Source organism: Pseudomonas sp. Pf153 (assembly GCF_001269775.1).
Taxonomy (GTDB): Bacteria; Pseudomonadota; Gammaproteobacteria; order Pseudomonadales; family Pseudomonadaceae; genus Aquipseudomonas; species Aquipseudomonas uvaldensis.
The window spans coordinates 1-17,264 of sequence record NZ_LHVL01000014.1 but is presented as its reverse complement, the minus strand read 5'-3'; the positions used below and the strand labels follow the sequence as shown (position 1 = coordinate 17,264).

General features: G+C 60.6%; 11 protein-coding genes and 1 pseudogene. 2 read left to right on the top strand and 10 right to left on the bottom strand.

Annotation, left to right across the window (positions count from 1 at the left end; all coding sequences use genetic code 11):
* Nucleotides 1–38: 38 nt before the first annotated feature.
* From AD666_RS10525 to AD666_RS10490, 8 genes are all read right to left on the bottom strand, one after another.
* Complete coding sequence (locus tag AD666_RS10525; protein WP_053151332.1) at nucleotides 39–311, bottom strand: MoaD family protein; 273 nt, start codon at nucleotides 309–311, stop codon at nucleotides 39–41.
* 70 nt (nucleotides 312–381) lie between these two features.
* Nucleotides 382–789: a Mov34/MPN/PAD-1 family protein gene (locus AD666_RS10520; protein ID WP_053151330.1), complete on the bottom strand. Its 408-nt coding sequence runs from the start codon at nucleotides 787–789 to the stop codon at nucleotides 382–384.
* Between the two features lie 20 nt (nucleotides 790–809).
* The gene (gene moeB, locus AD666_RS10515; protein WP_053151327.1) at nucleotides 810–1,982 is read right to left on the bottom strand and encodes a molybdopterin-synthase adenylyltransferase MoeB; all 1,173 of its coding nucleotides are present in this window, start codon (nucleotides 1,980–1,982) and stop codon (nucleotides 810–812) included.
* A gap of 216 nt (nucleotides 1,983–2,198) precedes the next feature.
* The gene (locus tag AD666_RS10510; protein WP_053151324.1) at nucleotides 2,199–4,721 is read right to left on the bottom strand and encodes an aminotransferase class III-fold pyridoxal phosphate-dependent enzyme; all 2,523 of its coding nucleotides are present in this window, start codon (nucleotides 4,719–4,721) and stop codon (nucleotides 2,199–2,201) included.
* 23 nt (nucleotides 4,722–4,744) lie between these two features.
* Nucleotides 4,745–7,159 carry a decarboxylase gene (locus AD666_RS10505; protein ID WP_053151321.1) on the bottom strand — a complete coding sequence of 805 codons (2,415 nt, stop codon included), beginning with the start codon at nucleotides 7,157–7,159 and terminating at the stop codon, nucleotides 4,745–4,747.
* 11 nt (nucleotides 7,160–7,170) lie between these two features.
* Nucleotides 7,171–8,487 (bottom strand): MFS transporter, encoded by a 1,317-nt coding sequence (locus AD666_RS10500; RefSeq protein ID WP_053151318.1) that lies wholly within the window; start codon nucleotides 8,485–8,487, stop codon nucleotides 7,171–7,173.
* Entirely contained in the window at nucleotides 8,484–9,524 is a 1,041-nt protein-coding gene (locus AD666_RS10495) for a methyltransferase (RefSeq protein ID WP_053151628.1), read from the bottom strand. The genes AD666_RS10500 and AD666_RS10495 overlap by 4 nt, the downstream gene beginning before the upstream one ends.
* Before the next feature lie 10 nt (nucleotides 9,525–9,534).
* Nucleotides 9,535–11,526, bottom strand: a complete 1,992-nt coding sequence (locus AD666_RS10490; RefSeq protein WP_053151627.1) for a TonB-dependent receptor — start codon at nucleotides 11,524–11,526, stop codon at nucleotides 9,535–9,537.
* A 157-nt stretch (nucleotides 11,527–11,683) separates the two neighbouring features.
* Here AD666_RS10490 and AD666_RS10485 point away from each other — a divergent pair, with 157 nt between their 5' ends.
* Nucleotides 11,684–12,652 (top strand): AraC family transcriptional regulator, encoded by a 969-nt coding sequence (locus AD666_RS10485; RefSeq protein WP_053151315.1) that lies wholly within the window; start codon nucleotides 11,684–11,686, stop codon nucleotides 12,650–12,652.
* Nucleotides 12,653–12,783: 131 nt separating this feature from the next.
* Here AD666_RS10485 and AD666_RS10480 read toward each other — a convergent pair whose 3' ends face one another.
* Nucleotides 12,784–14,904, bottom strand: a complete 2,121-nt coding sequence (locus AD666_RS10480) for a TonB-dependent siderophore receptor (RefSeq protein ID WP_053151312.1) — start codon at nucleotides 14,902–14,904, stop codon at nucleotides 12,784–12,786.
* Between the two features lie 213 nt (nucleotides 14,905–15,117).
* Between AD666_RS10480 and AD666_RS10475 the strand changes: the two genes are divergently transcribed.
* Nucleotides 15,118–16,914 (top strand): methyl-accepting chemotaxis protein, encoded by a 1,797-nt coding sequence (locus AD666_RS10475; RefSeq protein WP_053151309.1) that lies wholly within the window; start codon nucleotides 15,118–15,120, stop codon nucleotides 16,912–16,914.
* Nucleotides 16,915–17,018: 104 nt separating this feature from the next.
* On the opposite strand, the pseudogene AD666_RS26705 reads toward AD666_RS10475, so the two are convergent.
* A pseudogene (locus tag AD666_RS26705) lies at nucleotides 17,019–17,264 on the bottom strand (IS481 family transposase); the annotation flags it as partial.

The window sequence follows — 17,264 nt, the reverse complement described above, 5'->3', positions numbered from 1 at the left end:
GTGAGGTACCGCGCGCAGCCCCAGGTCAACGTCGGCCCTCAGCCTCCGGCAACCGCAGGGAGAATGGTGAGGCTGTCACCGGCCTTGAGCGCGGTGCCGAGGTTGTCGGCAAAACGGATGTCATCATCGTTGACATAGATGTTCACGAAACGATGCACCTGACCGTCGCCTATCAGTCGCTCCTTGACGCCCGGATACTGTTTTTCCATGTATTCGATCACTTCAAGAACAGTCTGCCCTTGAACTTCGACGCGTTTCTGATCTTGGGTAAAAGTGCGCAACAAAGTGGGCACTGTGACAAATATCGACATGCAGAACTCCCTGAGCCTTTAATAAGCTCTTTGGCCATGAATATTATTTGAACCGCGCCACCGACAAGTTTCAGTCAACGACGCAAATACGCTCTTCAGTCACTTTGTTATTGATGATGCGATAACTTCGCACCCATTCATCAATATCCGGCAGAGTTGAAACAATGACGTAATGCAGCGAGGCATCACCGGCATAACGCACGTCTTCGGCGCTCGGATAAGCGACACTGGCGGTATGCGAGTGATAGATCACCCTGCACTCTTCGTCTCGTTCGTCCAGCGCTCGCCAAACCGCTAACTGTTGCCTGGGATCGAACGTGAAGAACGTTGGCGAACGGGCGGCGTTGTCCATCGGCACCAACCGCTCGGCGGTACGCACGCCTGCCGGAGCAACGACAATGCCGCAGGTTTCCAACGGATGATCCCGTCGCGCCTGCTCCAGCATGGCTTCCAGCAGGCCGGCACGAATACTCAACATCCTCGCTCCTCCGTTCAGGCTCAGTAGGCCGGCAACGATGGTTCGACATCCCGGACCCAGGCCAACACCCCACCTTCGAGGTTGCGTACATTGCTGAAACCGCGCGCCTGAAGTTCAAGCAATACCGCCCTGGAACGTGCGCCGGTCTTGCAGTGCAGGACCAGGTTGGCGTGCTTGCCGAAACGGCTTTCGATCAGTTCCGCGGTCTTCGGCCCCTTGGGCATGTGTTGGGCGCCGGGTATCCGCACGATGTCCCATTCGGCGCGTTCACGTACATCGATCAGCAGCACTTGCTCGCCGCTTTGGCGCAACGCCTGCAGTTGCCGGGCGCTGATCGAGGGTATGTCCGAACCCTGCACACCGTGGGGCACGTTCAAGCCGCAGAAAGCCTGATAGTCGCTCAAGGCCGTGATGGGCTGACGGCCCGGGGCTCGGCGCAGCGGCATCTGCCGGTAAGACATCTCCAGCGCGTCGTACACCATCAGACGCCCCAGCAAACTCTCGCCAATGCCGGTGATCAGCTTGATCGCTTCAGTGGCCATGATTGCACCGATGGACGCACATAAAATGCCCAGCACCCCGCCTTCGGAACACGAGGGCGCCAGTTCCGGCGGAGGCGGCTCGGGGTACAGGTCGCGGTAGTTGAGGCCGACACCGCCCGGAGCGTTTTCCCAGAACACCGAGGCCTGGCCTTCGAAACGGAAGATCGAGCCCCAAACGTAGGGTTTGTCGGCCAGCACACAGGCATCATTGACCAGGTAACGAGTGGCAAAATTGTCGGTACCATCGAGGATCAGGTCGTACTGGCTGAACAACTGCACGGCGCTTTCCGGTTCCAGCCGCTGTTCATGGCGCTCGACGTTTACATAAGGGTTCAACGCGTTGATGGTTTCGGCGGCGCTGTCGACCTTCAACTGGCCAACCGTGGCCACCCGGTGGATCACCTGGCGTTGCAGATTGGATTCGTCAACACGGTCGAAGTCGATGATCCCCAGGGTGCCGATACCGGCCGCAGCCAGGTAAAGCAATGCCGGCGAACCGAGGCCTCCGGCGCCGATAACCAATACTTTGCTGCTCTTTAAACGGCACTGCCCTTCCAGGCCCACATCGGGAATCAACAAGTGTCGACTGTAGCGGGTTATTTCTTCGTTACTTAGACTCGAAACAGGAGCGACAAGCGGAGGAAGTTTCATGTTTAATACCTGTTGCTGAATGTAAGTAATTCTCAGGCAGGCCCTTTGATTAATCAATTCGAAGGGCTTTGAATTTCATATGCACAAGGTCCGTTTTCGTATGCATTCAGGAGTTACCAATGCGCGATAACGGCCCTTCGATAGTCAGGATCAGTTGGAAATCCAACCCACAGACAAAAGCCCTCTTTCGAGGGCTTTCACAGGGCACTCGATCCGTCAGGCGAGGAAGGTCGACATGTCCTCGCATACGGCCCTGAAAGCGTCGACAAAATGCTGTGCTTCAAGGTCATTGAGTACCAGTGGCGGCTGGATGCGCATGACCCGGTTGTTGTTGGCCGTGACGAAGGTCAATACACCGTGGTCCTGGGACAACTTGCTGACGAAACGCAAAACGAACATCTCCTCGAAGTTTTTCTCCACCTCACAGATGGCCTCTTCGATATGCCGCTTGGCCTTGCCGGAAAGCATGCGATAGGTGCCTGCGGCGTTGCCTGGGATACGACTGGCGAACTCACGCACGAAAGCCTCGACGCCGCCTTTGAAGCTGTACTCGAACTCAATGGCAATCATCAACCCGACGCCGCGCACTTCACGTATGAACGGGTATGGACTCACCGCCTCCCGCAGGGCCTGCTTCAGTTGCCCACCCACCCGGGCGGCATTGCCGGCCAGATCCTGAGCGGTGATGACGTCGAGCGTTGCCAGCGCCGAAGCCGATGCGAAATTACCGCCGCCGAACGTCGAAGTGTGCAACGCAAACGTGTCGATGCTGCCATAGGCTCGATCCCATAACGCCGCGCTGGACAGCGTCGCGCCAATGGGCACGGCCCCGCCGGACAATGATTTGGACAGCACCAGGATATCCGGCACCACCGCCTCCCACTCACAGGCGAACAACTTGCCGGTGCGGCCCAGGCCGGTCTGGATTTCATCGACGATCAACAGGCAATCGTAGGCACTGCAGAGCGCGCGAACCTGCTTCAGATAACCCTCCGGCGGCACGATCACCCCGCCCTCGCCTTGAATCGGTTCGAGGATAAAGGCGCCGACATCGCCCTGGCGCAAGGCATTCTCCAGCGCGGTCGGATCGCCGAAGGGGATCGAGTCGCAGCGTGCCAGCAAAGGCTTGAAGGGATCGCGGTGTTTGTCCCGGCCCGTGACCGACAAGGCCCCTAGCGTCTTGCCGTGGTAGCCGTTCTCGCAATACAGGATGCGGGGGCACTGCATGGCCGCCATCGCCAGCTTCAATGCCGCCTCGATCGCCTCGGTGCCCGAGTTGCTGAAGAACACCCGTTCCAAGTTGCCGGGCGCCAGCTCGCTCAGGCGCTGGGCCAGCAGGCTGGTCTGCAAGGGCACCGACACGTACTGGACGAACGTCGGGTATTGCTGTTGCAGATACGCCTGTAACGCCTGATTGATGAGCGGATGATTGTGCCCGGTATTGAGGCAGCCGTAGCCGGCGACAAAATCCAGGTAACGGCCGCCGTCCAGGTCCGTCAACCAGCAACCACTGCCGTGGTTGAACACCCGCTCGATGTGGTTGAACCGGTAGAACTCACGCAGCACCGGGTTGATGTGCTGGTCGAAGCAACGCAAGGCCTCGGCACGCAGGGCTGTCGGCTGGTCGGTTTGCTGTTCGACGGGCGCGATGTGCTTCGCCGTCCGATGGAAACGCCGCAGCGCCTGGAAATCCGGCTCGTCCAGGCGTTCGCCATACGACGCCATGGGCGACGGTGAGAAACCGTGCAATTGGGCGATGCGGCCAATTTCCAGTACTCGCTCCTCGGGCAGTTCGCGGCCGATGGAAAACGCCTCGGCACGCCCCTCCAATGCCAGCACCAGGGTTTCCGCCAGGCAGCCATTCATGAATTTCTTTGGGGTCAGCCCCAGGGTTTCGGTGCCGAAGCGTACCTGCGTGCTGGCCGACACCAGGCCACCGTCAATGATCAGGATGTCCTGGCGGTCTTGGCGAAACGGCTGGACATCGCGAGGCAGCGCGGCGTCCACCACCACCGCCCCCGGCATCAACCGGTAAGGATCGATCACCCCACCGCTGGACGTCGCCGCCACATAAAAACGCACCGAGTCGTAGCAACTGTCAATATCCGCCGTCAGCCGCACCTGTCCATGGAATTGTGCCGGCAGCCAGGACAGGCTTTCACGGCCCTGCTCGGCGCTGCCCCGGTGCACCAGGCGCAGGCGGCAGCCGTCGCGGGCCAGGAGTTTGGCGATGACCAAGGCAATCGAGCCAGGATAGCCGACCACCGCCACTTCAGTGTCCGCCGGTGTCACCTCAAGTCGGGCCATGGCCTCCAGCACATTCTGGTAAGCGGCGTAGGCGGTCAGCGAATTCCCGGTGGTCACCGGTACGCCGCTGCGCTCCAGTGTCTGCAGCCCCCGGTTGCCGACAATCGCGGTGAAACCACCCAGCCCCACCAGTTGCGCGCCCCCCTGCTGCAGGCTCTGAACGCCTTCAAGTACCCGGGCGGCAATGGTTCGTGGCTGGCTGAGCATTTGCTCGGCGGTCAGCGGCAGATAATGCAAGATGCCTTCGCACACCGCGCCACTGGCGCTGACGATGCGCCCGAAGTCCGCGAACGGCACCAGATTACGTGACTGCCACAACTGCGCTTGATAGCCGCGATCCTGTTCAATCAGCGTGCGATCCAACAAGTCGATGATTTTCACCTGGCGCTGCAGGGCAATGGAGGTCGGGTGGGCGATGAAGCCGAATTTCATGGGAGTATGTCCTTGGCAAGGGTTCATTGACGGTTCCAGGCGGTTTCGGAGACCAGGCTCAAACCGTCGCCCTCCGAGTTATGGGCCAGCAATACGTCGAAGATGTTCAGTCGTCCGGGTTGCGTCAGGGCCTGGCGCAAAGCGGCTTCGTCGAACGAGACCAGGCGCTCTCGGTGTACGCTGATGGCCCCGATCCGTTCCAGCGGTGCACTCATTGCCCCGACGCCGGTGACGGCGACTTGCTGGGCGCCGTTGTGGGCATAGCGTTTGTCGAGATACGTCTGGATCAGCGACAGCATGCCGTTGGTCAGGTAGAACAGAGTGACATTGCGCAGGCCCGCCGACGGCGCGTGGGCCAGTCCTTCAGCGAGGCGCGCTTCGATATCCGGCACCAGGGCGCGGGCGCCATCGCCGACGAAGGCCAGGACATTGCCCTCGCTGGTCATGGCGATATAGGGCAAGGCCATCAGCGCATCCCCCATCAACGCCCGCCCATACCACCCGGAAAACCCCGGGTCGGTGCGAGGCACGTTACGCACCGCCGAAATACCGCAACGGCCGACATCGTAGACACCGGTGTAGCGATAATCCTGGCGCTCGATCAGCTCGCGCACCAGGTGACCGAGCCGATGGAAAAAGTAGTTGGCGGTCATGGGCAGGGTCTCGATGTGATCCACCGCGACGGTTTCACTGCGTTGCGCCATTTCTCGCAGCTTGTCGCGCCGCAGCGCGAGCACCGGCGGCTCGACCTGCATCCCACGCTCGATATGGGAGAGGAATTCGTCCAGCGGTACATCCAGCGCCAGGTCGGTGAACGGTGAAAGATGCCGTGGTTCATGATTGACCTGTACCACCCGCAACTGACGCTTGAGCTTGCCTTCGGAAAACGGCGTGGCCGCCTGGTCGACCTTGCTTTTGAGAAAGAACACGCAGTGGTCCCGGGCACCGTTCAACTCGTGTTCGCAATGCATGAACTGGTACACCCGCCGACTGAACCCATAGAGGGACAACGGCCCAAGGTACTCCGGCACTGCCCGCCCCTCGTAGTAAGGACCGACACTGCCGGGTTGGGTAATGCTGTCCGCCAGCCCGATGGCACCCCGTTCGGCCAGGGCATGTATCCGCCGACGTTGCTCGGCGTTGAGCTTGCCGCATTGCCATAACACGTGCACCGGCTCGTGATTGATCAGATGCAGCGCCTGGTCCAGCGCCTTGGCCTGACGTGTGTCGGGGCGCCAGGCTGGCGTGGGAATGATGTCGGGCAGGCGTACCTCCAGCGGCACCTGGGGCCGGGATTCGAGCACCCCCTGGGTCGCCAGGATGAATACCGGCTCGGGCCGCTCGGCGAGCATGGCGAAGGCCTCTTCCAAGCGCGGGCCGATCTCTTCGACCTTTCGGATGAACACTTGGCGCAACCCCCGGGCCTCGATCACCCGACAGCCGTTATTGTCCAGGTCATGGGTGCCCTGGAAGGCAAACCAGACGTTCTCCGGGCTATCCGCACACACGATCAGCCCCGGGGCACCGAGACGCTTGAGGTTGGCCAGGGTGCCGCGAAACTCATCGATCATGCCTGAGGTCACGGTAATCACGTAGGCGCGGCCAAACAGTTGCCAACCGGCCATGGCGCTGACCGCCAGGCTGTGCTCGTTGCAACCGCTCAGGCAACGCACGCCGGTGCCGGCGAGGTTTTGCTGCATCGACTGGATCAGCCCCGCCACCATCGACCCGGTGTAGGCATGAAAGTCCCATCGTTGCTGCCAACGGCTGCACATGAAGCGGGTGATTTCCGTCGCCAGACTCACCGACAGCAACGGACCGCTGATGGAACGTGCGAGCAAACGGTTGAAGTGAGCGTGTTCCAAGTGATCGAGGATGATGCGCAGCAAGTCCGCCCGGCGCGCCGCCCGGTCCTGCCCTGCCACTCGCAGATGACGGTTACCGCCGACCCGGTTCATCCATCCGGGCAGCGCCGGCAACGCGCAATACAGCAGCGCCGAATGGGGTGATAGACGTGAACCGGGCGCGGCGGCGATCAATTCGTCAAAAGGGTCTTCGTCCCCGGCCTCGGTTTGCTGACAAAGATCGAGTATGAACAACTCGTTGGACAACGCGGGGGGCTGCCGTTGCAGGCTTTGTCGGGCAGCCTGGGGCGAGTCGAAAGTCAGCACCCACAAATCGGGCAGTGCCGCCGCGGCACATGGGCTGCCCTGTAGATACTGCTGGGCCTGGACCATCAGAGTCTCCAGCACAGCTTCACCGTGGGGCCTGACGCCCAAGGCGCGATGCATCGATTCATTGCCCCTGATGGAGAGCGGCCAGTCGGGATTATTGGCCGGAGGCTGCAAGCAGGCCTGCAAATACTCGACGACAAACGCCACATCCTCGATCAGAGGCTGCGCCTGGGTAATCAAACAGATGCCTAAGGTTGCCTTCATGGACTCCATTCCTATTGGATCGAACTGATTTGAGGGGAGCTGTTGCTTTGAGGGGGAGTTGATGCAGTTGCCGTTGGCTCGGTCAGTCTGCCCAACGAACCACCGGCATACGCGGTGGCCTGGGCAATCGAACTTCGCGCAGCCACCGCCAGGACACACACGCCGAGCATCGCCAGGCACAGCCCGGCAAGCATGGCCGCCGGGCCACTGTGATCGAGCAACGCGCCGGCGCCGATCGGCACCAGGAGACGGGTGAGTACAAACAGGCTGGCCTGGAGACCGTAGTCGTGGGCCTGTTGGAGGCGTCGGGAGAAAAACATCATCAAGCCGAACATCACGCTCGACACCGCGCCCATGGCCGTGGCCAATAGAAAAGCCGCCGTCACCAGCCATGGCGTCGAGGCCTGGAGCCAGACAGCGCTCGTCAACACCAGCAGCGCCGACAAGGCACCGATCATGAACCATGGCGTCACCCTTGCGGGCCCCAGGTGTTGCACCAGCCTTGCGCCCAGTACGCTCGCCAGGGCACCGACCACTCCGCCGCCGACCCCGGCAATCCAGGCCACCTCTTGCATGGGCATTCCCTGGTCCAGCAATAGCGGCTTGAGGTAAAGCCACGCGGCGCCCAGGAACGGAAAACCGCTGAGCAACAACCCGATCCAGAGAGGTGCGCCGGGCTGCCCGAAAAACCCCGACCAATCGACCGATGACCGCCGGGGTGCTTGAAGACCGTCGTCGTTGACCTCTCCCTCATGCAGTAACCCGAGGAAGACCAGCGCCACCAACAGCCCGACGGCCATCAACAGAAACGGCGCCTGCCAGCCCCAGCGCGCCTGGACCAATAACATGACGCCGGCGCCCACGATGGCGGCGAGAAACAGCGCGGCCGAACGAATCCCCCCGGCGCGTGATCGCTGTGCCTGTGGCAACAATTTGATGGCCAGGGCATTGACCGGGATATCGGCCCAGGTCGCCAGTACACCGGCGGCGAAAGCCAGGCCGAAGAGGAACAGGCGATTGGCGGTGATCGCCTGCTGGCTAACCAGCACCAGCAGCAGCGTCAGCAGCAGGCACAGCACCAGCGCCCAAAGACGGTAGTGCCCTTGGACTGACCGATAACGCTGCACGGGCAACGCCAACAGGAACTTGAACACCGCCGGCAACCCCGTCAGCTGGAACAGCCCGATGTCGGTGCCGGACCAGCCGTGTTCACGCATGATCAGCGGAAGGCCCAGCAGCAGATAGATGCCGGGGACCGCGAGGACGAAGTGGAGCCAGCCGAACAACCACTGAAGACGCCACATATGGATGCTGTCTTCGCCTTTCATGAACGGCTCCGACGCGCCACTTGCACCGCGACCGGCGCGACCGCAAAGGCCACCTCGGGGTAAGGGTCGATATCGACGAACCCGGCGCGGGTCAATGCCTCGCTCAGGCCGCCAGAATGGGTAACCTGACGCCCGAGCATTTGCATCGACAGGTAATAAGGCATGACTCGCCGGGCCAGGTCGGGATCAGACGGGACCTCGGCATGGGCACTGACCAACACGCCGCCAGGGCGCAATGCGGCGTGGATTTTCGCCAGGCTCGCTGCCAGGTCAGGGACAAAATGCAGCACCGAGGAACACCAGATCAGGTCATACCCTTCACCGATGCAATCGCTCGCCAGATCCCCACCACGTACCGCCAGACGCTGCTGGAGACCGGCCTTGCTGATATTTTCCGCCGCCACGCTGACCGTCTGGGGGAAATCGAACACCTCGCCGCTCAACAGCGGGTTGTCCCGGGCCAGGGCAATCGCCACCAATCCTGGCCCTCCTCCCAGGTCCAGGAATCGGCGGGCATGGGCGAACTCGGGGATCCGGGCCATCAAGCGCAACGCCACCTCCACCGTGACAGCCCTTTGCTCCTGGGCCAGTTGCAGACGCGCCGCGGCCGTCCAGTTCTCGATGGTGGTCGCCACGTTCGGCGCCTGCCCACTGGGCTGACCCGCCCGTACCTGATCGCCCAACTGTCCACCGAAATGGCGAAGCCCGCGCAGACGGAACGTCCATGCATCGCCGCAATAGTCCGGCGCCTCGGCGCGCAAGTAGTCGTGGGCCACCGCGGCGTTGTGGTAACGCGGCGGTTGTTGTTGATCACGCACCAGCAACTCCATACTCCACAACGCTTCCAACCAGTAACCGGTGTTAACGGGGTCGAGTTGTAGTTGTCGGGCAATGGTCTGCGCCGTCACGGGCACTTGCAGCAGGTTGAACAGCTTCCATTCCAGGGCAATGCGCAGGACATCGGCACGCACGCCGGCCAGGGTCAGGTCCCAGTAGGGTTGCAGGGGGTGGGGTGTTGCCAGGTCGATTCCGTTCATCATTCGCAGCTCACAGTTCATAACTCATACGCAGGCCGATTTCCCTCGGCGGGCTGTAGACACGGGCGGTGCCGTTCAAATAGCCGACAGCGTCGTAACGCTTGTCAGCGGCGTTCTTTACATAGGCACTGATGCCGTACTGGCCAATGTCGTAACCGGCATTGAGGTTGATCAGGCCGTAGCCGCCCCGTTTGTACTGGTTGGCCGAGTCCAGGTAGGTCTCGCCGACCCCATCCACACCGCCCTGGGCCCACCAACCGTTGGAGGCGTCGTAGCGCAGGCTCAGATGACCGGTGAAGTCGGGGGCATAAGGATTGCGATTGCCCTGGTAATCGCTGTTGCCTTCACTGAAGCGCTCGAAACGGGTCCGGTTCAGGCCCACGGAACCGACCAGCGTCCAGTGGTCGGCCAGCTGGTATTCGGCTTCCAGCTCCAACCCCGTGGAGCGGGCCGACGCCGCGTTGGTGATGTACACCAGGCCCGGCTGGACCAACTGCTGCACCTGCATGTCTCGCACGTCCATCCAATACAGGGCGGCCGAATAACGCAGGCGCTGGTCGTCCAGCCAGCCTTTGGCGCCGACTTCATACGTCTTGGCCTTTTCCGGGTCGTAGCCGGGGTAATCGGCGGCACTGGCGAAGGCGTTGAAACCTCCTGCGCGGAAACCTTCGGCATAGCTGGCGTACAGGTAGGCATCCGGTTGCCACTCGTACTGCAACGACACCTTCGAGGTGAAACGTTGCCACTGCTGGCTCTGACGACTGCCGCCCTGAGGATCGATGTGCACCTTGTCCTGTTCGGCACGGGCACCGAGAGTCAGGGTCCAGCGTTCGGCCAGGGGCATCAGCCATTGACCAAACAGCGCCGTGGTATTACCCCCCAATTGCACGTCCGTGCGGGACAGGCCAACGGGCAGTTTCTGTTCGTAGGAAAGGTCATGGTCGTCGCGATCGGCATAGACGCCGAGCAGCCACTGGCTCTGGCGCCATTGGCCTTCCAGGCGAAATTCCTGGGACATGGTGTTGAAGTGGTAATCGCGACCAACATGAAACAGGTCGGCAGGCTGGAAATCGGTGTCTTGACGCACCCGGTCATAGAAGTCGTTGCGGGCTGTGATCGAACGCAGCTTCAAGCCGGAGTCGAACTCATGCAGCACGTCCACGGACAGGCTGCGACCGCTGGAATGGTTCCAGCTCGAGGTACCGGAGCGCACCTGGCGACGGGATGAATCCGCCGGCCCCCACTGGGACCCACCATCGCGATAATCCTGGCGGCTGTAGCGCAGGTTGACGTCAGTGGCCAGCGTGGGTGTCCAGCGCAACACCATGCGGGCACTGTGACGTTCGCGATCATCGGCCTGCCCGCCGCGCCAATCGTCGTCAATGTAGCCGTCCTGCTCCCGCCACTGCCCGGAAATCCCGGCGAACAGCGTCTGCGGGACCAGCGCAGTACTGGCATCAACGCCCAGGATCCGACTGTCGCGACTGCCGCCACCGGCTTCGACCCGAGCGTATGGCCGGGCATCGGGCTGGCGAGTGTGGATGCTCAGCACGCCGGCTTCGGCGTTACGGCCATACAGGGTCGACTGCGGTCCCCGCAGGATCTCGATACGTTCCACGCCCAGCAAGTCATGATCGAACCCCTGCCCCATCAGGGTCGGCACACCGTCGACCAACATCAGCATCGAGGAAGAAAACGCCGTCGGGCTGGCGGTCAGGCCGCGCACCACCGGCAGGTTGGTGCCCGACTGGCCAAATGGCTGGAAGGTGAAGCCGGGCGTGGCTCGCGCCAGGTCTTGCAGGTCATGGATCGCGCCCTTGCGCAAGTCCTCGCCCGTCAATACCGACAGACTGGCGGGAACCGCCTCCTGCGGTTGTTCGATCTTGTTCGCCGTCACGGTAATCGGCGCCAATTCGGTCTGGGCCGCCACCTTCATGGCCACGCCCAGACAACAAGCGACGCTCCACGTGTAAGCGCTGGCTTTCAATACAGACTTGACCATCGCAATCCCCATCAATGAATCCGCGACTGCCTCGTTCTGGCGATGGCAGTTGAGATACAAACATGGTATTGATTAATGCGAATAGTTATCATGTAGTTCATATGGAATCCGGATCAATCCATATGCAAGCCAGAGTCAACCAAGGAGGACCCTAAAAGTGGCGGCCCTACAGAAGATTTCCCAGTCGTATCGAGTGGCGCCAACGCATTCGCGGCTGATCAGCAGCGATGCCTGTGGCTGGACACGCCAGCAACTGCCGGGGGAACTGGGCGAGTGCTACTCGGAGCGCTATTTGGTCGACAATGACCTGATGGTGGTTCGTTCGCGTTATCGCCCCACGCGTCACCTGATCGAGGAAACCGCCAGCCCTCACAATCGTCACATGCTGGTCATCACGTTCGGCATGCAAGGCGACTCCGGCTACAAGGGGGCCGACGGTTCGACGGTGTCATTCCGTGCCGGCTATACCACCATCACCTCGTTTCAATTGAGCCTGGGCGAACGTTGCTACGAAGCCGGGACGACGGTGTCCCAGCTCCGGCTGCTGATCGGTGAAAGCATGCTCAACCGATACATCGGCGAGCAGCGCACCCGCCAGTTACTGGGCAACGGCAATGTGCGCCAATTGGCCTTCCAGAAGACCTCGGCCACCAGTGCCAGCCACGCCACCGCCCTGGCGCGTTACCTCAACCAGGGCGCGACCGGCGCGCTGGATATGCACATCCACACCCTCAGTCTGCTGTCCGAACAACTGAAACTGATAAGCCCGCCCACCCCCTGCATCCAGAATCCGCAATTGAGCGCCAGCGATATCGAAAAACTCGACCGGGCGCGGGACATCATGCTCGAACAAATGGACCAGCCGTTGACCATTCCCTACCTGTGTGCAGCCGTCGGGCTCAATGAATTCAAGCTCAAGGAAGGCCTGCACCACCGCTTCAATTCCACGCCCCATCGCATGCTGCATGAGATGCGCATGCGCAAGGCCTATACCCTGCTGGAAAGCGGATGCCAGGTTGCGCAGGCGGCCTATCAGGTCGGCTACAAGTTTCCGAATAATTTCAGTGCGGCATTTACCCGGTTCTTCGGCAAATCGCCGAAAACGGTATTCGGCAAGCGTCGCTGACATTGCGCGGGCGCCTGGGTGATTCCGGGCGTCAAACCTGATCTGCCGTCTTGGGGTCGCCCAGGCTCAAGGCTGAACCGATGGAAAAAAATGCCCGGATCCAAGGTCCGGGCATTTTTTATTGAGCGCGATCAGAACGTCACGCTGGCACTCAGCCGTGCGGTACGCGGCTCCCCTACCGCGACCTGCAACTCGCTGCCGGTGGAGGACGGGTAGTATTGCTTGTCGAACAGGTTATCCACGTTCAACTGCAGCGAGGTCTTGTAGCCCAAGACCGGCGACTCCCAGCGCAGGAAGGCGTCGGCCACGGTGTAGCTGCTGAGCCAGAAACTGTTGTCGTTGTTGGCGGCGCGCTCACCGACGTAACGCGCACCGGCACCGGCGTGCCAGGCGCCGAATTCGGCTGGAATGTTCAGGTGGTGAGTGAGGTACAGGCTCGCGGTGTGTTTAGGAGCGTCGGGTAGGCGATGACCCTCGTCGTCCGGATCGTCGAGGATTTCAGTGTGGGTGTAGGCGTAAGTACCGATCAAGTCCCAACGGTCGGCCAGACGTCCGGTGATGTCGAGCTCTAGCCCCTGGGAACCGACCTTACCGGCGGCTTCGGCTATGGTGTTTTCACCTACAAGAGTACTGGTCACTACATTCTTTTTAACGATATCGAACAGAGCAAGATTGATGTTCAAGCCGGGTAGCGGATCGTACTTGGCGCCAATTTCGTAGCTACGGCCTTCCTCTGGATCGAAAGTATTACCGGCATCATCCACATCATCGTTCGGTTTGAACGAGCGACTGTAGTTACCATACAGCGACAGTTCTTCGGTAGCCTTATAGACCAGCCCCAGGAACGGAACAAAGGCATCGCCATTATCGTCGCGGACATTGACGCGTTTGATCATGCCTTGGTTGGCGTATTGATCGTAATGCTGGTAACGCCCTCCAAAGACCAGGATCCAGCGGTCATCCAGATGCCAGTTGTCCTTTAAGTACATCGAGCTGGAGGTCAGCTTGTTGCTCAAGTTACTTTGCGGCTCATTTACCCGGCTTGGCTCCCCTAGACCACCGTAAACCGGTGCCGCAGGGTCGAAGCCTGATTGATAAGCTCCGCGATAGGTTTTGCCACGAAATTGATCGGACACCTGATTATCGACACCAATCAACAGGTCATGACGCTGGCCAAACAGTTCCTGCTTACCCATGAAATCCCAACTGGCGTAGCGGGTTTCATCGTCATAGTGCGCGCCGTTGGCGGCACGCTGGAAAACTCCGTTCGACAGCCGCGGCTGCGCAATCGAAAGACTGTACCGGTCATTGTTCCACCCGTAGGTCACACGAGTTTTCCACGCTTCACTTAATTCATACTCGAACCGGGCGGTGGCCGTCTCACGAATTCCCACACTCTTGGCCCACGGCTCATCGAGGCGCTTGTCGTAGTCAATGTCAGCTGGATGCCCATCAATGAATATCGTTCCACGATCAAACGGATTGGAATATTCGTTGTACTCATAACTCAAATTCAACGAAGCCCGCTCCCCCGTCCAAGCCAGCGAAGGCGCGACCAGCGTGCTCTCGTTGACCCCATAGTTGCGCCAGTAGTCCTCATGCCCACGTTCGGCGATCAAGCGATAGGCCAGGCCGGTGTCCCCCAATGGCCCGGTCGTGTCCAAGGCCATGGTGCCGCCGCCTTCGCTGTAGGCCGAGCCGCTTAACGTGGTGCTTTGTGTGTATTCCGGTTTCTTGCTAATGACGTTGACCAGGCCGCCGGGCTCCAACGCGCCGTACAGCATCGAGGCCGGGCCCTTGAGCACTTCGACCCGTTCGGTGGTGGCGCTGAAGTTGTGTCCCAGGTTCGAGCGCACGCCATCGCGCAGGATCGAGCCGTCGTCGTTGGTGCCAAAACCGCGCTTGACCAGCGAATCCCGCGAGCCGCCCAGGGTGTTGCCCTGGCTGACACCGCTGACGAATTTCATCGCATCGTTCAGCGAGCGCACCTGATAGTCATCCAGGGTCTGCTGGGTGACGACATTGATGGACTGCGCCTCTTCCTTGATCGGTACATCGCTCTTGCTCGCCGTGCTGGCTTGCGATGCCGTGTAACCCTCGTCCTGAGTGATGCGAGTGCCTTGGATATCCGTGGTGGGCAGCTCAAGGGAATCCTGTGCCCACAAGGGGCTGGCGATGAGGCAGCAGGACAGCGTGGGCAGCACACGCTTGAAGAATGCGCTGCGGTTAGCGAGGGGGATGGAACGCTTCAAGAAAGGGCACTCATGGGAGGGACGTTAATGAGAGCGAATATACTTTGAGAATAATTCCCAGTAAATCTTTTCATCAAGCCCATCGCCTACCCAACCCTTTGAAACGGGCCGATTTTTGCAAAGTGATATCAAATAGCCCATCCCCGCCTAAAGCTTTGACGCTTTCGGTCGAATGTATTCCATTAAAAGATTTTTCCGCCCAGGAGCGACGGCATGCAGACGTTAAAGGACTTGTACGAGTCTATCGAAATGCGTTTTTTCGATACCCTCACTAAAAAGCTGTCGAGCCTTTTTCTACTGGTCGTGGTCAGCGGGTTGCTGTATTGGGTCGCCCTCAGCGCCCGTGCGGACATCGTGCTGCAGTTGCGCAACGCCCAATTGGATGCTGCCTTGTTGGGACAGATCGAGGGGCGACTCGACAGCCTGACCCACGCGCTGCTGTTCGGTACGTTACTGACAGCGGGCATGATCAGCTTCATGGTCTGGTACTTCCGCCATCTCATCGTGCGCCCGGTCACCGCCATGACCAAGGCTCTTGAGGAAATCGCCAACGGCGAAGGCGACCTGTCCAAGGACTTGCCCCTGGTGACCCACGACGAAATCCGCGTACTGGCAGGCACGTGCAACCGTTTCCTGGCCAAGCAGCGGGAAATCATCAGCAATGTCCAGGCACTAACCGTGCACATCGCCGTTGAATCGGCGCGTTCGCTCAAGAACATCAGCGATTCCAGCGACAGCGCTACCCACCAGGCGCGCTTCGCCAAGGAAGTGATGGACCAGAGCAACAGTGCCGTGGGCCGGATAGAGGAAGTCTCGCGCCAGACCCAGGGCATCTCCAGCACCACCGCCCAGAACCTGAGCATGGCACGCGATTCCTACGCCGAGTTGCTGGAAGTGACCGGCAACATCAGCGAAATTTCCAGCAGCCTCGGCGAATTCGCCACACTGGTGAGCGCCTTGAACCAGCGCTCCTCCAGCATCAAGTCCATTGTCGGGTTGATCCAGCAGATCTCCGCCCAGACCAACCTTTTGGCGCTCAACGCCGCCATCGAAGCGGCCCGGGCCGGCGAAAGTGGCCGAGGCTTCGCCGTGGTGGCCGACGAGGTGCGGACGCTGGCGCAGAATGTCAGTCGGGCGACGGACGATATTTCCCGCAATATCGACGCCATGCTCGAGGAAGTCAGTTCCACCCACGAGCAGACCACCCAGATCAGCCACAGCGCCCGGGAAACCCAGAAAGTCGTGGAGCGCGCTTCCGGCCATTTCGAAAGCATGATCGGCGACTTCGAATCCACCAACGGCAAGCTGGCCGACATCGCCGAGCATATCCAGCAGTTCGCCGATGCCAACACCGGTATCAACGAGCGGGTCACCCAGATCCACGCCGACAGCCAGTCGATCGATCAGCGCATGCAGCATTCGGCAACGGCCACCCGTGATCTATCGGGCGTCGCCGAACGGGTGCAGGCGCTGTTGGGTCGGTTCGTGCTTGGCCATGGCAAGCTCGACGCGGCCATTACCCGAGCCAGCGAGTGCCGCGACACCCTCCAGGTCCGGTTGCAGGCATTGCTGGATGAAGGGCTCGATTTGTTTGACCAGAATTACCAGTTGATCCCGGGCACCGACCCCAAACAGTACGTGACCCGCTACACCGAGCGCTTTGCCCAGGTCTGCCAGGAAGCGTGCGACACCCTCACCCGCAGCACGCCGGGCGGCAAGGTTTCGTTCATCGTCGATACCAAGGGTTACTGTCCGGTAAACAACAGCTGGGTCTCGAAACCACCCACCGGCGACCGCGCCGTGGACTTGCCGGTATGTCGCAACAAACGGATCTTCAACGACCCCATCGGCCTGCGCGCGGCGGGCAACGTCCAGCGCTTCCTGCTCCAGACCTACCTGCGCGATACCGGGGAAATCATGACCGAGATCGACGTTCCGTTCTTCTTGAGCGGCCGTCACTGGGGCAACTTGCGTGTGGGCTTCGATGCGGCGGTGTTGTTGGCGGAGTGATCTGTCAACTCAACAGCTGCACTGACTGATCCATCGCCATCGCGAGCAGGCTCGCTCCCACAGGGGGTATACGGATCCCCCACATGGGTTACAAAAAAGTGCACTCACATCGGTAACACCCGAAGTGTCACGTAGCCATCAATGGCGTCTCTTACGTCAATCCGTCCAAGGATGATTGGACCGAAGATAACATCCCAGACCCCGTCCTCTATTTGCTCCAGTCCAATGGTCTGGTGCTTGAGTACATAGCCGACGTAGATTCTTAGACCACGACGATTGACGATGCCCGAGCAGTCCGCTTGGAGGCTATCGATATGGCTCGGGTAGGTCATCTCAGGTAGCTTCTCAGG